The sequence below is a fragment of the Pseudonocardia sp. TMWB2A genome (assembly GCF_017312135.1).
The window spans coordinates 1,635,776-1,654,133 of the sequence record NZ_QKQY01000001.1; the positions used below are offsets into that span (position 1 = coordinate 1,635,776).

At 60.2% G+C, this 18,358-nt stretch carries 18 protein-coding genes and 1 tRNA gene; 9 read left to right on the plus strand and 10 right to left on the minus strand.

Annotation, left to right across the window (positions count from 1 at the left end):
- Positions 1-36 precede the first annotated feature (36 nt).
- The gene (locus tag DMP17_RS07650; RefSeq protein WP_337828471.1) at positions 37-1,464 is read right to left on the minus strand and encodes a M20/M25/M40 family metallo-hydrolase; all 1,428 of its coding nucleotides are present in this window, start codon (positions 1,462-1,464) and stop codon (positions 37-39) included.
- Positions 1,465-1,634: 170 nt separating this feature from the next.
- Here DMP17_RS07650 and DMP17_RS07655 point away from each other — a divergent pair, with 170 nt between their 5' ends.
- The gene (locus DMP17_RS07655) at positions 1,635-2,792 is read left to right on the plus strand and encodes a calcium:proton antiporter (RefSeq protein ID WP_337828472.1); all 1,158 of its coding nucleotides are present in this window, start codon (positions 1,635-1,637) and stop codon (positions 2,790-2,792) included.
- Positions 2,793-2,924: 132 nt separating this feature from the next.
- The gene (locus DMP17_RS07660) at positions 2,925-3,464 is read left to right on the plus strand and encodes a hypothetical protein (protein ID WP_337828473.1); all 540 of its coding nucleotides are present in this window, start codon (positions 2,925-2,927) and stop codon (positions 3,462-3,464) included.
- Between the two features lie 291 nt (positions 3,465-3,755).
- On the opposite strand, the gene zapE is transcribed toward DMP17_RS07660, so the two are convergent.
- The 6 genes from zapE to DMP17_RS07690 form a co-directional block, all read right to left on the minus strand.
- The gene (gene zapE, locus DMP17_RS07665) at positions 3,756-4,871 is read right to left on the minus strand and encodes a cell division protein ZapE (RefSeq protein ID WP_337828474.1); all 1,116 of its coding nucleotides are present in this window, start codon (positions 4,869-4,871) and stop codon (positions 3,756-3,758) included.
- A 19-nt stretch (positions 4,872-4,890) separates the two neighbouring features.
- The gene (locus DMP17_RS07670; protein WP_337828475.1) at positions 4,891-5,349 is read right to left on the minus strand and encodes a PaaI family thioesterase; all 459 of its coding nucleotides are present in this window, start codon (positions 5,347-5,349) and stop codon (positions 4,891-4,893) included.
- Complete coding sequence (locus DMP17_RS07675) at positions 5,321-5,944, minus strand: hypothetical protein (RefSeq protein ID WP_337828476.1); 624 nt, start codon at positions 5,942-5,944, stop codon at positions 5,321-5,323. The genes DMP17_RS07670 and DMP17_RS07675 overlap by 29 nt, the downstream gene beginning before the upstream one ends.
- 25 nt (positions 5,945-5,969) lie before the next feature.
- Entirely contained in the window at positions 5,970-6,449 is a 480-nt protein-coding gene (locus DMP17_RS07680) for a hypothetical protein (protein WP_337828477.1), read from the minus strand.
- Between the two features lie 150 nt (positions 6,450-6,599).
- Positions 6,600-7,175, minus strand: coding sequence for a hypothetical protein (locus tag DMP17_RS07685; protein ID WP_337828478.1), 576 nt, complete (start codon positions 7,173-7,175; stop codon positions 6,600-6,602).
- Between the two features lie 133 nt (positions 7,176-7,308).
- Positions 7,309-8,094: a succinate dehydrogenase iron-sulfur subunit gene (locus DMP17_RS07690; RefSeq protein WP_337828479.1), complete on the minus strand. Its 786-nt coding sequence runs from the start codon at positions 8,092-8,094 to the stop codon at positions 7,309-7,311.
- Positions 8,095-8,305: 211 nt separating this feature from the next.
- Here DMP17_RS07690 and DMP17_RS07695 point away from each other — a divergent pair, with 211 nt between their 5' ends.
- From DMP17_RS07695 to DMP17_RS07715, 5 genes are read left to right on the plus strand one after another with little or no spacing between them, the layout of a single operon-like run.
- Positions 8,306-9,430: a CDP-alcohol phosphatidyltransferase family protein gene (locus DMP17_RS07695; protein ID WP_337828480.1), complete on the plus strand. Its 1,125-nt coding sequence runs from the start codon at positions 8,306-8,308 to the stop codon at positions 9,428-9,430.
- The gene (locus tag DMP17_RS07700) at positions 9,427-9,861 is read left to right on the plus strand and encodes an HIT family protein (RefSeq protein WP_337828481.1); all 435 of its coding nucleotides are present in this window, start codon (positions 9,427-9,429) and stop codon (positions 9,859-9,861) included. The genes DMP17_RS07695 and DMP17_RS07700 overlap by 4 nt, the downstream gene beginning before the upstream one ends.
- Entirely contained in the window at positions 9,858-11,081 is a 1,224-nt protein-coding gene (locus DMP17_RS07705) for a hypothetical protein (protein WP_337828482.1), read from the plus strand. The genes DMP17_RS07700 and DMP17_RS07705 overlap by 4 nt, the downstream gene beginning before the upstream one ends.
- 8 nt (positions 11,082-11,089) lie before the next feature.
- On the plus strand, positions 11,090-12,211 hold the full coding sequence (locus tag DMP17_RS07710; protein ID WP_337828483.1) for a glycosyltransferase: 1,122 nt from the start codon (positions 11,090-11,092) through the stop codon (positions 12,209-12,211).
- A gap of 43 nt (positions 12,212-12,254) precedes the next feature.
- Positions 12,255-13,298 (plus strand): glycosyltransferase family 2 protein, encoded by a 1,044-nt coding sequence (locus tag DMP17_RS07715; protein WP_337828484.1) that lies wholly within the window; start codon positions 12,255-12,257, stop codon positions 13,296-13,298.
- Here the strand turns inward: DMP17_RS07715 and DMP17_RS07720 are convergent.
- Positions 13,258-14,004 (minus strand): phosphocholine cytidylyltransferase family protein, encoded by a 747-nt coding sequence (locus tag DMP17_RS07720; protein ID WP_337828485.1) that lies wholly within the window; start codon positions 14,002-14,004, stop codon positions 13,258-13,260. The two genes, DMP17_RS07715 and DMP17_RS07720, sit on opposite strands and share 41 nt — an antisense overlap.
- Positions 14,005-14,135: 131 nt before the next feature.
- On the opposite strand from DMP17_RS07720, the gene DMP17_RS07725 reads away from it, so the two are divergent.
- The gene (locus DMP17_RS07725; protein ID WP_337828486.1) at positions 14,136-15,464 is read left to right on the plus strand and encodes a lipopolysaccharide biosynthesis protein; all 1,329 of its coding nucleotides are present in this window, start codon (positions 14,136-14,138) and stop codon (positions 15,462-15,464) included.
- A gap of 99 nt (positions 15,465-15,563) precedes the next feature.
- On the opposite strand, the gene DMP17_RS07730 is transcribed toward DMP17_RS07725, so the two are convergent.
- Together DMP17_RS07730 and DMP17_RS07735 are read right to left on the minus strand one after the other, a co-directional pair.
- Positions 15,564-16,706, minus strand: a complete 1,143-nt coding sequence (locus DMP17_RS07730; protein WP_337828487.1) for a DUF1501 domain-containing protein — start codon at positions 16,704-16,706, stop codon at positions 15,564-15,566.
- Positions 16,707-16,709: 3 nt separating this feature from the next.
- Entirely contained in the window at positions 16,710-18,134 is a 1,425-nt protein-coding gene (locus DMP17_RS07735; protein WP_337828488.1) for a DUF1800 domain-containing protein, read from the minus strand.
- Between the two features lie 138 nt (positions 18,135-18,272).
- Between DMP17_RS07735 and DMP17_RS07740 the strand changes: the two genes are divergently transcribed.
- Positions 18,273-18,346: transfer RNA gene (locus DMP17_RS07740), tRNA-Gly, on the plus strand.
- Positions 18,347-18,358: the final 12 nt, after the last annotated feature.

Below are 18,358 nucleotides of genomic sequence, written 5' to 3' on the forward strand. Positions count from 1 at the left end.
ATCATTTAATGGGGCGCGCGGCAGCGGCAAACGCCCTCACCCCGCCAGCTTGCGGAGGAGCAACACCCAATGATCGACATTATTATGCAGCGATTTTAACGGGAGACGCTCATTCTTGCCATGCGCGTTGCTGCCTGCGGGCGCGCTCACGCTGCCATTGACGCCATAGACGGGGATGCCCGCATTGCGGAACGGGCGCGCATCGCTGGCGCCGGTGGACATGCGCGGGATGACAGGAACGCCGGGATGCAGCGCATGGACGGTATCGGTATAAGCCTTCATCACATCCGCGCGCAGCGGCGAGGCGAGCGACATCTGGCTGGTGCCGATTTGCTTGACTTCAATCTGCGCCTTGCCATTGGGGTCGAGGGCGATTTTCTCCAGTTCCTTGCGGATGGTTTCCGGCTCAACGCCCGGCATGATGCGGCAATTGACCACCGCGCGCGCCAGTTGCGGCAAAGCATTGGGTGCGCGCCCACCATTCAGCATGGTCGCAACGCAGCGCGTGCGCGTCATGCCAACCTCTTCCGCTTCGACCAGATCCGCCGCCGCGCCATCTTGCGGATTTTTAAGCCAGGCGCGCATCGCATTGCCAAGCGCGCCCTGTTCGGCCTTTTGCCGTTCGGTGAAATAGGCGCGGGTGGATTCGACCAGCACCGGTGCGAAACGATATTGGCTGAGGCGAGTGAGCGCGTCGGACAGTTGGTAAATCGCATTGTCGGGGCGCGGGCGCGAACTATGCCCGCCATCATTGCGCACCAGAAATTCGAAATCGGCATAGGTTTTTTCGGCAAGTTGTATGTCAAAGCCTTCGACCGTCCCGTCCGCACGCGACGATCCGCCGCCGCCATCCGAATTGAGGCCGAACTCGGCATCAATCAGGTTGCGCCACTTGGTTGCGGCAAGCTTTGCGCCATCGCCTTCGGTTTCTTCGTCACCGGAGAAAAAGACAATAAGGTCGCGTCCGGGCTTAAACCCTTCGGCCTTTAATTTGAGCAAGGCGGTCGTAATGCCGACAATCCCCGCCTTATTATCGGACACGCCGCGCCCGTAGAGCAGGCCATTTTCTTCGCGCAGCTTGAACGGATCATGCCCGCCCCAATCGCTTGCGTCGGCCGGGACCACATCCATATGGGCGAGCATCAGCATCGGCTTTTTGGAAGGCTTGCCCACAGCGCGCCAGCGCACCACCAGATTGGCGGTCTTGCCATAAGGCAGGATATGGATGTCGGCCTCGGGGATGCCCGGATCCTTATAAAGCCCGGCAAGATAGGCGGCATAGGCAGGCACTTTGTCATGGCCCTGCACCGTGTCGAACGCGACGCTCTTTTCCATGATCGTGCGCGCGGTGTCGTGCCAGCGTGTAGCTTGCGTGTCTTGCGCCGCGACAGGCATAGCGGCCCCGGCGAGCAGCAGGGCAAGCGCCAATCGGGTTGCGGGGTGCGCTTTCACATATGCGGCCATCGACCGGCTCCTCCTGTTTTTATCAAGCCCGTCCTTAACAAGCATGACAGCGCAGGTGCAAGCCGTGCGCGTGTGCCGTTACGCTTTCGCGCCCCCGCGCCTTTATAAAAAACCGCGCGGTGATGCGGTTAGTGGGTGGAAAATTTGACGTCATCCGGTATGAAACCCGCATGGAAACTGCCGCAACCCCCGCCCCGCCCCCTGAATCTCCCCCTGTACCACCCCCGGCCGAAACGCTGCGCTTTCGTTTGCCGATCTGGGCGATTGTGGTGCCGATATTAGGCGTGATTGCGAGCCTTGTAGGCGTTCCCGAAAGCGGGCTGCTCACCGCGCTCCTCAGCCTCATATTGGGCGCCGCCGTGCTGGCCGCCGTCTATCATGCCGAAGTCATCGCGCATCGGGTGGGCGAACCTTATGGCACGCTCATCCTCGCGCTTGCGGTCACGATTATCGAAGGCGCGCTCATCGTGTCGATGATGCTCAATGACGGAGAGAGCGCGCGGGCGCTTGCGCGCGACACCGTCTTTGCCGCGCTGATGATCGTGTTGAACGGCATTATCGGTGTGTGCCTGCTCGTTGGCGGACATCGGCATACCGAACAGCGTTACACCCAATATGGCGTGACCGCAGGGATTGCGATGCTGGCCACTTTGGCGGCGTTGACATTGGTCCTCCCCAATTTCACCACCAGCGAGGCGGGGCCGGTTTATTCGTCCAAGCAGCTTATCTTTGTCGGCATCATCTCGCTCATCATTTACGGCACTTATGTGGTGGCGCAGACCATCCGCCACCGCTCTTATTTCCTGCCCAAAAGCTATGACGATATTGACGATGACGACATCGCCCATGCGCATGACGGGCCGTTGCCGGAGGGGATGACCCTCGCCGCCGTATTCGGCCTGTTGATTGCAGCGTTGGTCGGCGTGGTGTTGCTCGCCAAGGCGCTGTCGCCCGCGATCAAGGAAGCGGTCGCAAGTGCGGGTGCGCCTGCTGCAACGGTCGGTATCATCATCGCCGCGCTGGTACTGCTTCCCGAAGGGCTCGCCGCAGTGCGCGCGGCGCGGCAGAACCGGCTCCAGACCAGCCTCAACCTTGCCATCGGATCGGCGCTTGCGACCATCGGCCTTACCATTCCGGTGGTGGCCGTGGTTTCGCTCATGCTCGACCTTGACCTTGTGCTGGGGCTTAGCCCCAAGTCGATGACCCTGCTCGCGCTCACCTTATTTGTGAGCAGCCTGTCGCTCGGCACAGGCAAAACCACGGTCATTCAAGGAACTATCCATCTGGTCATCTTTGCCGCCTTCCTGTTCACCACGCTGGTCCCCTGACCTTCGCGGCAAGCCCTCGCAAAGACGTTACAAACTTGCCATTTTCCTGAACCGGATGTTGTTTTTGGTTCATGCAACAAAGTGCCGCGCCACCCGTTTGCTCCACATCATCGTCGGATGAGGAGACGAACTATGAAGAAACTATTTTTGATAGCAGCCGTCGGGGCCATGGCGGTCACGACACCAGCGCTCGCCCAAGGGCGCGGCAATAGCGACCATCATAATCGCGGCCACGGTAAGGTAAGCCAGAGCAAGCATAATGACCGGTATGATCGCCGGGATGGCCGTCGTTACGACAATCGTTATGATCGCCGCGACGACCGCCGTTATGACCGCCGCGCGCAACAGCGCCGCTGGGATTCCAGCCGTGTGCGCTATGGTGATGGCCGTGGCTATTGGTATGATGGCGGCTATTATCGCGACGGGCGCTATTATGGCAGCAACTGCCCGCCGGGACTTGCCAAAAAGCGTAATGGCTGTCTGCCCCCGGGACAGGCCCGCGCACGCTGGGGCGTAGGCCAGCGCCTGCCGCTATCCTATCGCGATAATTATATCCCGCGCCAATATCGTAACTATTATACCAACGGCAATTACCGCTATTATGATGGCTATGTCTATCGCGTGGACCCGACCACCTATGTGATCCGCGAAATCCTGCGGGCCGCTTTTTAAGGGCTGCGGGTTAGGGGTGATTACCCAAAAGGAAAGGCCGGGATTATCCCCGGCCTTTCTTGCTATCCATATGGCTGTGCGACCAAATATAGCAAAATGAACCGCTAGCCCTGAGCTTGTCGGACTGAAGGCGACCGTAGGTCAACGGCGGGTGTGCATCATTACAACCCGCTAGTGCTGAGCTTGTCGAAGCACGGGCGTGCCGTACTGAGAAACGCCCTTCGACAGGCTCAGGGCTAGCGGTTTTTTCTATCTGCTAGCTGCTACCTGCTACGCTCTGCCACCCATATCTCACTCCGCGCCGTGGCCGAGGCTCAGATATTCGTCCGATTGCATTTCCATGAGGCGGCTTGCGGTGCGTTCGAATTCGAAAGCGCCATCGCCCGCTTCATAAAGCTGGTCGGGTTCCGCGTCAGCCGCCGCGAGCAGTTTCACCTTATATTCGTAGAGCGCGTCGATTAGCGTCACAAAGCGCGCGGCCTCGTTACGGTTTTCGGGGCCGAGTTTGGGGATGCCGACCAAAATCACCGCATGATAGGTGCGCGCAATCGCAAGATAATCGCTCGCCCCGCGCGCCTCGCCGCATAATTTCTTGAACGAAAAGACCGCAACGCCTTTGAGCGACTTTGGCACATGGAGCGTGCGCCCGCCGCCTACCTCCAGGTCCGCCGCAGGCACATTGGCGGCATCTTCGACCGGATAGTCGGTGAGGCGGAAAAAAGCATCGCTCAAAGCGCGCGTCGCTGCGGGGCCGTTGGGGACATACCAAAGCTTGCCGCCGCCCAGCCGGTCGCGGCGATAATCGGTCGGCCCGTTCAAACTCAGCACATCGAGCCGCGCTTCGATAAGGTCGATAAAGGGCAGGAAATGCTCGCGGTTCAGCCCGTTCTTATATAAATCCTTCGGCGGCCGGTTGGAGGTCGCCACCACGGTCAGCCCGTCCTTCATCATCGCAGTAAACAGTCGCGATAGGATCATCGCATCGGCGCTGTTATTGATGACCATTTCGTCAAAAGCGAGCAAGCGCAGGCCATCCGTTAGCGCATCCGCTACCGGTAAAATCGGGTCGCCCGCTTCGCTCTTGCGCGCCTCGCGCAGCCGCTCATGCACTTCCAGCATGAACGCATGGAAATGGACACGGCGCTTTTGAGAAATGGCAAGCTTGTCGTAAAACAGGTCCATCAGCATCGACTTGCCGCGCCCGACCGCGCCCCACATATAGATGCCGCGCGGGGCCGTTACCGGTGCTTTGCCGAATAATTTACTTAAGAAACCGCCGCTTTGAGCAGGGCCTTCAAGCGCGCGCTGCAAATCGTCAAGCCGCGCCGCCGCCGCCGCCTGATCGGCATCGGGGCGCAATTCGCTGCCCGCTACCAGCGCCTCATAAGCTTTTAAAACTCCGGTCATCGCGCTGCGCCCTTCACCCTCACGCCGTCAAACTGGCGCGGCGCAATATGCCGCTGAAGGAGGCAATCACTGCATCGCCCTGCACCGCCAAACCGCGCAGGAATAAAAGGCGGCGGGTCGCGCGCACGATTTCGACCTGCGCATCAAGCGGCACATCAATCGCGCCCGCGCCGACAAATTGCGTGTCGAGGCTGACGGTCACGTGTCCCGCCTGATCGTCAAAGCCGAGGATGGTGGCGCTGGCGAACATCGCTACATCTATGAACGTCATGGTCGCGCCGCCATGCACGACATTGTTGAGATTGCTTTGCGTGACGGTCGGGAACATCCGCACAACCGCATGGGTCGCATCTTCCTTGCGCACGATAATCTGCCCCAAAGCCACCGCGTTGAAGCGGTGGGCATCGCGCACATTCCATGTCATCCAGCCCGGATTGGCAGGATCGGGTTCATGGATAATCAGGCGCGTGTCGGACATGGGAGGTTTCACCGTCAGGTAAGAAGAGAAGGTCAGTCGGGCGACCATCGCCCGTTGTCATATTCGCATTGTCGGCTAGCTCGATGCGCGTCAAGCCATCGGCCGTTTTTGTGATGCTTATCATCACGTCCAGCCCCGCCGAGGGCCGCCCGCCACTGACCAAAGTGCGCTCGCCTTCGCCCCGCACCCGCGGCCGGAACCCTTTATCGGCAAGCGCGGCGCGGTAAAATTCGGCCACCTCCACCGGATCATCGCGGCTGGTCATGACGGCCATCATCGTGCCGCCCACCGCATCTTCAAAGCGCGCCGCTTCGACCACGTCGGAGCCGGGATATTGCGGGGCATAGAGCGAAAATTGTGCACTGCCGGTGCCGGTATAAAGCTGGCTTTCGGGCTTTTCGGGCGGGTAATAGACCGGCGCATTGCCTGCCCCGCCACCTGCGATCCAGCCATTGCCTTGCGCAAAATAAAGCCCAGCGAGCAAGCCCAGCCCGACCAGCAACATCAATGCTGCTACATGGCGCGACGACAGGCGTTGCGTACCTCTTGTCCGGCCTTTGCGCGGAGGCGGCGGGATGCGGTCGCGCGGGGTCATGCCGTTCCGTCAGGCCCCGTGCCGCTTAAGGCTTGCTGTTGAGGACCATTGCGATGGTAGTGCCGCTGCCATCATCTTCGCTCGTGATGGTGATAAGCGAGCCGGGATCCTCATCCTCGGTCGAGAGCAGGAAATGGCCATCCCCGTTGATCTCGTCGACCTTTTTACCCGCTTTTTCCATCGCTGCCTTATAAAAATCGCGCACTTTTTGCGACGCGTCGGGTGTCACCAGATTGACGATGAGGCTTTTGCCCTCGTCATTGGCCACGCTTGCCACGCTGGTGATTTTCGCGCCCGGATACTGCGGCGCAAAATCGGGGAAATCCGCGCGCGACGCATTATTATCAACGGTTGTGGTATTGCCTTCGGAATCGGTGAAGCTCGCTTTGGCGCCATCTCTTTGGACCGTGGTTACGCCGCCCTTGCCGTCCGGCACCGCGACCGTATCCCCGCTCCCGCAAGCACCAAGCATCAAGAAAAAGGCGGTTGCCATAATGTAACGCATGAAAATTCCTTCCGAGGAGAAAGTAAGCACTTGGGAAAACAGACGGTTTTATCCGCGCATCCCGTAGATTTTTCACCTTCCCGTCAAACTAATCCGATTAAAAATAACCATAGCGCGCACAAAAAGCACGCGCCTCTATCCTCTCATTGCTCAGTCTTTGAAAACCAAAGGTTCGCATACGCCGCTGAGCGAAAGCGGGTAGGTCGGTTCCTCCGCCGCTTTTATGTTCAGTCCTTGCTGCGCGGCTTCCATCGACGATTCTATATTCAGCCGTATCGACCGGTCTATACTGCGCGCGCTGCGGATCAAGCCATGCAACCGGTTCACTTCCTCGGGCGAGAGCCGGGTCGCGCCCTCATAAGCAAACAGGCCCTGCCATATCTCCATTTCGATCGTCGCGAGTTTGACGATGCCGTCCGACTGGTTGGCAAGATAGGAATAGATAGAACGCGGCTCGAGCGGAATGCGGTTGGCAACGCCGTTCGCACCCATCGGCCAAATGACATTGACCGGAGGATAAGCAAGCGGGCGTCCGAATTCGCCGTCTATGGTGCGGCCCTTACCCTCGCGCCAATCGCGCTGCCAGGCATCGAGCATATCAAGCCGGTTCTTGATGCACTCATTCTGCTTCATCCGTTCACGATATTGGGCCAGATTTCCCGCCACCTCGTCGTCCAGCGCCGCCCGGAAGGCGATCACATCATTGCGGTTGTTCCACCAGTCCACCGCCTGCTGCGCCCCTAGGGCGAGAAAAACACCAAGAATAACAGTAACTAGTTCGGTAAAAAAGCTGGGCCATCCATGCGCAGGAGACAATCGCCCAAGGCGACCGCGCCAAGCGGGAGGAGGGCTTTGCGGTTCAGACAATCCGCTCGGCTTCCATCTTTTTAATTTCCGCAATCGCGCGCGCCGGGCTCAACCCCTTGGGGCAGGCATTGGAGCAGTTCATGATGGTGTGGCAGCGATAGAGGCGGAACGGATCTTCCAGCTCATCAAGGCGCTCGCCAGTTGCTTCATCGCGGCTGTCCGCAAGCCAGCGATAGGCTTGAAGCAAAATCGCCGGACCCAAAAATTTGTCGCTATTCCACCAATAGCTGGGGCAGGAGGTCGAGCAGCAGGCGCACAAAATGCACTCGTAAAGGCCATCAAGCTTCGACCGGTCTTCGGGCGATTGCAGGCGTTCCTTCGACGAAGGCGTCGGGGTGACGGTCTGGAGCCAAGGCTTGATCGACGCATATTGCGCGTAAAAATGGGTGAAGTCGGGGACCAGATCCTTGATGACTTCCATGTGCGGCAGCGGCGTGATCGTCACATCGCCTTTGCAATCTTCAATTGCGGTGGTGCAGGCAAGGCCGTTCTTGCCGTTAATGTTCATCGAGCAGGAACCGCAAATGCCTTCGCGGCACGACCGGCGGAACGCCAAAGTCGAATCCTGATCGCTCTTCATCTTGATGAGCGCATCGAGAACCATCGGGCCACATTCGTCGAGATTAATGTCGAACATGTCGTAACGCGGGTTTTCGCCGCTGTCGGGATCATAGCGATAAACTTTGAATTTTTTGGTGCGGTTGCCCGCGCCGGTCGCAGCGTGCGTGCGGCCCTTGCCGTTGATCTTGCTGTTGGCGGGCAATGTAAATTCAGCCATGACGCAATTATGTCCCCACTTGAAATTTTCCGGTCAAACTCCGGCACTCGAACGGGCGTTAGCCAAAAGCGGCGCGCGGCTCAATGGCGAATTATGTGTTTTCCGTAATCGGGGGTGCGAACAGTATAGAAAAGCCACCTTTGCCGCATAGCTTGCAAAAGCTGCATTTTTGAGCCAAATCCCCCGCTATTCCAGTAGCGACAAGGCCTGTATGACCATCACCAGCCCCCGCCCGGCGCTTATGCTATCCGGCCATAATGACACCCTTGTCTGGGGCATGTCCAATGCCGAGCGCATCCGCCGTCTTGCTGAAAAATCAGACATTTCCGGCAGCGATGACAGCGCGGACGTGATTTGGGCCGATGTCCATTATGCTTTTGATCCCTTGTGGTTCACTTATGTCATCGCGCATCCCGGCACGATTGTAACGCATGGCGGAAAGCCGCTGCTCGCGCATATGCCGCGCGGCGAAGCGGCGGCGCTGGAGGCCGGCACTATCCCTGCGGGCGCGCACATGGTTACATTGGAAAGCAAGCCGCAGCTTTATAACAGCCAGCTCCGCAAGCTTGAAAACCCGTTCTTCGAGCCGCTAACGCCCGCCAGCGCCGCCGGAATCGAGCGCAAAAGCTATTATGGCGCCTATAAGGGCGTGACCGACATCCTCACCAAATATTTATGGCCCGAACTGGCGCTCCTGCTGACGCGCGGCGCGGCTAAAATCGGGATGACGCCCAATATGGTGACGGGCATCGGCGCGACCTTTTGTGTGGCGGCGCTCTATCTGTTTTTAATCGGCCAATATTGGCCCGGCATTGCCGCAGGATTTGTCTTCATGGTCCTCGATACGGTTGATGGCAAACTCGCGCGATGCACCATAACTTCGAGCAAATGGGGCAATGTCTTCGATCACGGGATTGATCTTGTCCATCCGCCCTTCTGGTGGCTGGCTTGGGGGTTGGGTCTCAAGACATGGGGCCTCGCGCTCGCGCCGCCGGTCTTTCTGTGGACGATGGTCGTGATTTTTGCGGGCTATGTGCTGCAACGCCTTGTCGAAGGCCGCTTCCTCCAGCGCCATAAGCTTGATGTCCACACATGGCGGCCGATTGATAGCTGGTTCCGTCTGATTACCGCGCGGCGCAATCCCAACATGGTTTTGCTGATTATCGCGATGCTGTTCAAACGGCCCGATCTCGGCCTTTTTGCCGTAGCCGTATGGACCGCGCTGTCGCTGCTCTTCCATCTCGTCCAGCTTTTGCAGGCGGAATATCGCGTGTCGCGCGGCCATGAAATCACATCTTGGATGGAGCAAAAGCCCGTAGCGGAGCAACGAGTATGAGCATCAACGCGACTATCGAAAAATTCGGCTATCCCGCAACCTTGCTCAAACAATGGGAGCATTGGCTGCTGTTGCTCCGCCCCGCCCAGCCGACCTTGGGATCGTGCATTTTGGCTGCCAAAAGCGATGCGACCGCGTTCGGTGCGCTGGCCCCTGCGGCCCATGCCGAACTGGCAACCATCACCGCCGAGATCGAACAGATTTTGACGCGCGCGGTCGATTACGGGAAGATCAACTATCTAATGCTGATGATGGTCGATCCGCACGTCCATTTCCATGTCATCCCGCGCTATGAAGGCGTGCGCACATGGCAGGGCGTGGCGTTTGCCGATGCCGGATGGCCCGCGGTTCCCGATCTTGGCAGCGCGGTCAAGTTGACGCCCGACCAGATTGACGCCTTGCGCGATTTTCTCGCCTTTGAAAGCCGATGAGCGATCCTGCCCCGCCTGATCCGGTGCCGGAGCCAGAACCTGACCCCGCGCTAGACCCCGCGCTAGACCCTCCGCTAGACATCGCCTTTTTGCTCATTGGCGGGCAGCATCATTTTCTCCACGGCGCGCCGGTCGCTGCTGCGTTAAGCCGCCGCCCCGATGTCGGCATCACCGCTTATGTCAACGACCGCGCCGATGCGGTGGCCTTGGCCGATATGTTGCAATCGCTGGGCGCGGGCACGCTCGCTATCATCGAACTGGCGCTCCCCGATTGGCTGGTCAAGCGGCTCGCCCGGCTCGACAAAAGCGGCCATTTCAAAACGCCGCGTCTTTTGTGGTGGAACCGCAGGCTGAAACGACATGATGCGCTTGTCTGCCTTGAGCGTACGACCACCCAATTGCACCGGATGCCGGGCAAATGCCCGCCTATCCTGCATATCCCGCATGGCGCGGGCGATCGCGCCAAAGGCTTTGAACGCCGCCTGTCCCTGTTCGACCATGTGATTGTCGCGGGCGACAAAGACCGGGCGCGGATGATCGAGGAAAAGCTCCTCAGCCCCGACCAGATTTCGGTATCCGGATCGGTCAAACTTGCCGGTATCCGCCGCCTGCAAGCGCAACCGCCACGCTTTTTCAACAATAACCGGCCGATTATCCTCTATAATCCGCATTTCGACCAGTCTTTAGGGTCTTGGGACATTATGGCGCGCGCGCTTATCGACCGGATTGCCGCTGACGGGCGTTATAATCTCATCGTCGCGCCGCATGTGCGTTTGTTCGAGGACGCGGATGCCGCGACGCGCCGACGCTGGACCGATCTGGTCACGCCCGATCATGTGCATATCGACTTGGGCTCCGAACTGTCGAGCGACATGAGCTATACGCGCGCGGCGGATATTTATATCGGCGATGTCAGCAGCCAGATTTACGAATTTCTCTCGCACCCGCGCCCTGCGATTTTCTTGAATGCCCATCATGTCGCATGGCAGGAGGATAAGAATTACCGGATGTGGCATTTCGGTGAAGTGATTGAACGGATTGAAGATATAATCCCCGCACTGGAACGCGCGCCGTCCTTGCATCCTGGCTATGGGCCGGTGCAGGTCGAAGCGGTGCGGCAGGCACTCGGCGCGGCTTCGCTCGACGGAGAGGCGCGCGGAGCCGATGAAATTGCCGCCGATCATATTATTGCAACAATAAGGAGTAAGACGGCGTTGTAGAACTCACCATGCAACGTCCCCCCATCGCCATATTCGTCCATAATCTCGCCGCCACCGGGGTCGTGCGCAATGCCATCGCCATTGCGACCGAGGCGGTGCAGCATGGCCATGCGGTCGATCTGGTCGTGTGGCGCGCGGAAGGCACGTTGGCGGACAGCCTTGATCCCGCGATACGGCTGGTCACACTCGACAGGTCGGGCATTGCGAGCGGGCGGGGAAGCGAATTGGCGCGCGCACTCTTGCCGTTGCGCCGCTATTTGCGGACCGAAAAACCGGCGCTCATATTGTCGGCAGGCAATCACGGGCATCTTCTGGTCTGGGCCGCGTTGCGCGGAATGTCCTCCATCCAGCGCATCTATCGCATCAGCAACGAACTCGCCCGCCCCGATGAAAAAGGCACGATGAAGAGCCGTTTGCGCCACCGCATTGCGATGTTGCTGCTTAGCGATGCCGACCGGATTGTAACGGTGTCACAGCGGCTGCGCGATGTGATGGGCGATGATCCCAAAATCACCGTCATCCCCAACGGGGTCGCGGTCGAAAAGGTGCGCGTAGCGGCGCAACAGCCATGCGAGCATCCCTGGCTGCAAGACGGCGCACCCCCGGTGATGATGGGCATCGGGCGCTTTGTGCGGCAGAAAAACTGGAAAAACCTGTTGTCTGCACTCGCCATTGTAAACCGCAGCACCGACTTACGGCTGATCATATTGGGCGCGGGGTCCGAGCGCGCGCGCCATTGGCTTGAAGCGGAGATTGCGGCGAATGGCCTGACCGGCAAGGTTGCGCTCCCCGGCACCGTGGCCAACCCGTTCGCATGGCTTGCCCGTGCGCGGCTGTTTGCGCTGCCATCCTTTTGGGAAGGCTCGCCCAATGTCTTGCTGGAGGCGATGGCGTGCGGTGTTCCGGTGGTCGCGTCATGGAGCGCAGGCAATGCTGCCGAAATATTGGATGGCGGGCGCTTTGGCCTGTTAATCGACCCCAATGACCCGGAAGAAATCGCCCGCGCGATCCTTACCCAATATGATCCGGCGTCCCGCATCCTGCCGCAAAAGCGGGCCGAGGCGTTTGATCTGGCTGTAACATTGACGCGCTATAGGCAGCTATTGGGCGTGCTGTTGCGCGCCCGCTGAACAATAGCCGTTCGACCAAGAAATGACTTGCCCCATGCCCCAAATGCCTTTGCAACAGGCGGCCCCGACGCTGAGCGTTTTCATCCCCGTCTATAATCGCGCCCATTTGGTCGGGCGCGCCATCGACAGCGTGCTGGCACAGACTTTCACGGATTTTGAACTGATTATCATTGATGACGGCTCGAGCGATGAGAGCGTTGCCGCGGTCGAAGCCTATGACGACCCACGCATCCGCTTGCTTAAAAATGACGGCAATAAGGGGATTCCGGTCACGCGCCAGCGCGGGCTTGAAGAAGCGCGCGGGCGTTATTTTGCGCTGCTCGACAGCGATGACTGGATGCACCGCCAGCGACTCCAGCGGCAGATCGCCTTTCTGGAACGCCGTCCGTCTATCGCGTGTGTCGGCGGGAGCGTGCAGAAATATCGTCCCGATGGCCGGACTGCCGGAAGGCTGGTGCGTCCGCGCCGCCCCGAAGATGTCCATGTCTGGCTGTTATTCCGCAATGCCTTTGCCAATACGACCTTGATGGGCCGCACCGATATTTTGCGCGCGCATGGCTATCGCGCGGACTTTGTCGTATCGGAAGATTATGACCTTGCCGCACGCTTGGCGGTTCATCACAGGATCGCCAACCTCCCCGATGTGATGACCTATATGCTGGAGCATGACGGTCGCACGACGCGCCAGCATGGGGGCGAGAGTTTTCTTACCAAAAGCGCGATTATGAAGGCGCAGTTGAACCGGCTCGGCATGGATTATGCGGCAGAGGATATAGAGAGGCATTACCGGCTGTCGCGGCTCAAAAAGGCGGATTTGAAACGCTGGCCCGACTATCTCGACTGGGCGCGGCAATGGATGGCCGCGCTTTTTGAAGCGAACCGTCAGGCGGGCATTTATGACCCGCAAGCAATGCGCGGCGTGCTTGGCCTGATCTGGGCGCAATCCTGTCTAGTCGCGCACAAGCGCGATGGCGCGCGGCGGACCTTCGGGCGGATTATCGGCAACAGCCCCAGCCTCCATACCGCGCGGCTGGTCGGCGACCAGATTAACGCGCGGCTGCGCTCCACTGGTCGGTCAGCGCCGTAGCCGCTTCAATATCGTTGAGGAAATCCACCTCGGCCCAGCCCTTGCCCTCGATGCTCAACGTGCCGACCTTGCCGGTGGGGGCGATGGAATCGATGATTTTCAGATACCAGTTTTCCACGCCCGCCGGGGTGCGCATAAAGGCTTCGACCGTATCGCGGAACAAGCGCACACCTTCGCCGCGAAAGGCCAGAAAACCGATAGATTCGGCATTGCTCTGCGCGGCGGTCAATGTCTTGCCGATGGCGAGCAATTTTTCGCCAACGCGGTTCACCTTCATATCATCGCTGTCATAATTGGCTTTGACATCGACGGTGACGGTAATCGGCCAGCCCGCAATGAGCTGCACCTTTTCGGCGATTTCGGGTGAAATCAGCGTGTCGCCATTCAGGATAAGAAAATCATCGACCATCACCTCGCGCGCAATCCAGCAACTGCCGAGATTATCCGCAACCTTGTAAAAAGGGTTGAAATGGACGGTGATGTCATAGCCTTGCGCGCGCAGGCCATCGAGTTCGGCCTCGACCAGATCGGTCATAAAGCCCGTCACCACATGGAAATGTTCGACGCCGCTTCTAGCCAACATATCAATCTGCCAGGCAATCAGCGAGCGACCGGAAAAGTCGATCAGGCATTTGGGCCGCTCGGCGGTCAGCGGCAAAAGCCGCGAGCCTTGTCCGGCGCTCAGGATGATAGCGTTCTTGATCATATGTTTATCCCGATGATAAGGCGCGGGAGGAAATGCGCGCTCTTGTCTTGGAGTTTCCCTAGCCCCAAGTTTGACGCCGCACAATGCGGGGCTTTGGCCCAGTGGGGAATATAGCGGGGGAAAATGGCCTTTTGACGAGCAACGAACCTCAGACGGAAAATGGCGCGTCCGGCAAGACCGGATTGCAGCGCATTGTTGCGAACACCGTCTGGCTGCTCGCGGGCAAAGGCTTTGGCGGTGTGCTGAGCTTTGTCTATCTCGGCCTGATCACCCGCACCTTGGGGGTGACGGGGTTCGGCCAATTTTCGCTCATCGTCGGCACCGCGCAGATGATTGTGGCGGTCGTGACCTTCCAGACCTGGCAAGTGGTGGTGCGCTATGCCGCCACCTATGTCAAAAACAGCGCGGCGAGCGGGCCTTATGGCCGGCTCATTGCGCTGGCGAGCCTGTTCGATGTAGTCGGCGCGGTTGCGGGCTGCCTCATCGCATGGGGCGGGGTCTATTGGCTTGCCCCCTATTTCGGCTGGGACGCAGAGCTTTCCCGCCATGCGCTCATCTTTTGCTGTGTCATGCTGCTGTCGATCAAATCGACACCGATGGGCATTTTGCGCGTTGAAAACCGCTTTGACCTGTCCACTTATGCCGATGCCGTCATCCCGCTGACGCGGATGATTGGCGCAGGCATGGTGCTCGCCATCGGCCCGTCCATCTCCGGTTTCTTGTGGGCATGGGCGGCCGCTGAATTGGCCTGCGCGCTCGTCTATTGGGGCTTGGCTGCATGGCAATTGCGCGGACGGGTGCCCGCCAGTGCGGCGCGCAAACCGGCGCGCGCGTTTAAGGAAAATGTCGATATCGGTTCCTTCCTGTTGGTGACCAATTTAAGTTCGACCGTCACCGGCCTGTCGCAGAATCTGGGGATGATGCTGATCGGCTTTTTCGTCAGCCCCGCCGCTGCCGGTTTCTATCGCCTCGCCAACCAGTTGAGCGGCGCGATGACCAAGATTTCGGGCCTCCTGTCGCGCACTATTTTTGCCGAAGTCAATCTGGTGCGCGCGCAAGAAGGCGAAGAATCGCTCCAAGCCCTGTTCCGCAAAGCCTCCCGCGCGCTGGTTTATACCAGCCTGCTTGTCGTGCTGCTGGTCGCGGTGCTGGGACAGCCGGTGTTGCTCCTCATGTCGGGCCGCGAATTTCTGCCCGCTTATCCGCTCCTCCTTGTGCTGGCCGCCGCCGCCTCGGTCGAGTTGGCAGGGGCGATGTTCGAGCCGGTGCTGATGTCCGGAAACCGCGCCCGCACCGCGCTCAATATCCAGATTGCGCGGCTGGTGCTGCTTGTCCTGCTGCTTGCACTCCTACTGCCCTGGTGGGGCGCGATGGGCGCGGCGATGGCAACCTTGCTGAGCGCGATCGTCCGGATGCTCATGCTCCGGCGCGCCGCGCGCAGCCATTTATTTGCGGGGTAGGGCATGTGAAAACCATCTTGTTCGCAATAGCAAGATGCTGTTTTTTCTTGTAAGTTTTCGCCTTCCAGCAACCGCGCGCCGCGTCGGAATATAGGTGGATCACGCCAAGGCCGTCATGGCCTTCAGCGCCTTGTGCGCGGGGTATAGGGCGCGCGCGGTGCGGGTCGGATCGAGCGCGAAATGGCTGGCGACCGCACCCGAGATCAGGGCTTCGAGCGATGCGGTGGGTTTAAGGTCGCGGCCTTCATAGAGCGCCGCTTGCGCAAGGCCCGGCCAGTCGGCCAGCACGCGCCCGCCTCCGACGCCGCCGCCGAGCAGCATCGCTGCGCTCGCGGTGCCATGATCGGTCCCGCCGGTGCCATTGACCGCAACGGTGCGGCCGAATTCGGTCGCAACGAGCACCAGCGTATCGGCCCACTCCGCGCCCAGCCCGCCTTTGAGGCTCGCAATGATGGCGTCGAGATTTTTAAGCTGGGTCGCCAAGCGGCCCGCCTGCTGGTTGTGCGTATCCCAGCCGGTGGTTTCGATCATAACCAGCCGCGCGGCATCGGAACCGGTCATCAACTTGGCCGCAAGCGCGCCGATGGCGGTGCCATTTTGCCCCTCCTTGGCAAGCGCGCCGACGCTCGCACGGTTGGCAAGGGCTTGCGAAAAAGCGGCATGAAGCGCGGGGTCGGCCTCATAGAGCGCGGCGGTGCGCTGGACCAGATCGGCGCTCGCGTCGGGGAGTGCGGAGGCAGCATAAGAGGAAGCCGGATTGGGCCCACGCAGCGCCGTCGCGACCGTGGGCGCGAGCGCAATCGCCTTGGGCGTATCGCGCCCGAACAGGCCGATGACGCGGTTCATCCAGCCATCCTTGGCGGCATAAGCGGCGAGGCCTCCGGTTTCGAGGATATTCTGCCCGTCAAAATGCGATCGCTCGCGATAGGAGGAGGCGACGGCATGGGCGAACAAAGCTTGCTTGGCCGCATAAAGCTTAGCGGTTTCGGCAAGCGCGGGATGGAGCGCAAACATGGTATCAAGCTTGACCGCATCGGGCGCTACCAGCACGCGCCTTTGCCGCAAAAGGTCGAGGTCGCCGGTCGGAATGAGCGTTGCAAGCCCGTCCGCCGCACCGCGCTGGATGATAAACACCAGCCGCTTATTGGTGGGGAGCGCGGCATGGGCGATGCGCGCATCCATCATCGTGCCGACACCGGCCAGCGCCAACATGGCGGAAAATTGTCTGCGGTTGAGGGTCATTTTCTATCTCCGCAAAAATTCGGGCGACACAAGGAGCAGCGCCATCGCTTGTCCATTATCCTCCGCGCGGGCGAGCGCCTCGGCGGTTTGCGGGCGCAGCGCGTCCCCCAGCACAAGCGGCGCAAGCGCGCGGGCATCGGGTAGGTCGGGCACCAACGCGACCAGCCGCGGCGTCGCTTCCACCCGCCGCATCAGCGCGTCCGACGCGAGCCAGCTTGCCGCAATATCGTCAAAGCCAGCGGGCGATTTGGGCTTCCACACCGGATGGCCGAGTTCGTTCATCAGATTGACCAGCATGGCGGGGCGCGGGAAGTGCGCAAGGCCGGTCGCACGCCCCGCCGACACCAGCCACTCCCACGGCGCTTTATATTTACCAGCCCCGGCGGCGGTGAGTTCCGGCGCCGCAATCAGTTCGGCATACCAGGGCGTAAGGTCGCCCTGCCCCGCCAAAAACCGCTTGGTCAGCCGCTCGACCAAAGCAGGCGGCGGATCATCGGCGACAAAATGCCGCGCAAGTTTGAACGACAAATGTCTGGCGGTCGCGGGATGCACCGCAAGGTCCGCAAGGATCGCATTAGCCTGCCCCTCGCCGTCTTGCGCGTAATTTTTGCCAAGGATCATGCGCGGGCCGGGTTCATGTTGTGCGGGTGCAAAACGGAAATCGCCGGGCGTAGCGCGTTGGCGGGGATTGGCCCCGGCATTGGCTCCGGCATTGGCACCGGCAATCGTAAAGCCGGTGAGCGCGCGGGCGAATTCGGTGACGTCTCTCTGGCTATAGCCGCCCTGCACGCCGAGCGTATGCAGTTCCAAAATCTCGCGGCCCAGATTTTCATTGAGGCCGCGCGGCTTGCCGCCCGCCCCGGCGCGGCGCTTGGCGGCGGGGCTGTTGGGGCCGATCGAGGTGGATTGGTTCAGATAGACCAGCATCGCGGGGTGATGTTCGACCGCCATCAGCATATCGGCAAAGCGCCCGAAAATATGCGGGCGGATCGCTTCCTGCTCCTGCAATCCCGCGAACACGGTCATCAGCACATTGTCTGCCGATACCGCAAAATGGTTCGACCAGAAATGGACGAGCCGCTCGGCAAAATCATTGTCCGCCGCAACCGCCGCCGCATAGCGCGCAGCAACCTGCTGCCGATACATGGCGACAATATCCTGCCGCGCGGCGCGATAGTCCTGCTTGAGCGCGGGGTCATCGCTCCCTTCGGCGCGTTTCGCCATACGCTGCGCGCGGCGGCTTTGCTGGAATTCGCCCAGCGCCGCTGCCGCATCGGCACGGCGTGGCAAGCGGGCGAGTGCGGGCGGTTCGACCACATAGCCCGCCGACGGATCATCAAGCCAGCGCGGCGCGCTGCCTTTGGCCTTCATGCCAAGGCCGAGGCGATTGACCAGCCGCATTGTCCTGTCCGCACGGGATTTTGGCATGAGGCCTCCTTGATTATCCGCACTGCCCTCCCCTGGCTTTTTGTGCGCCGCCCCGCCTGAACCTTGGCTGAGCAGCCAAAGCCCTCCACCAACCCGCTTGCCAGCGCGCGCGCATAAAGCTAAAGCCGCGACCCACAGGCGGGTATGATGTAATGGTAGCCTGTCAGCTTCCCATGCTGAACGCGCGGGTTCGATTCCCGCTACCCGCTCCATGTTTTCCTAAA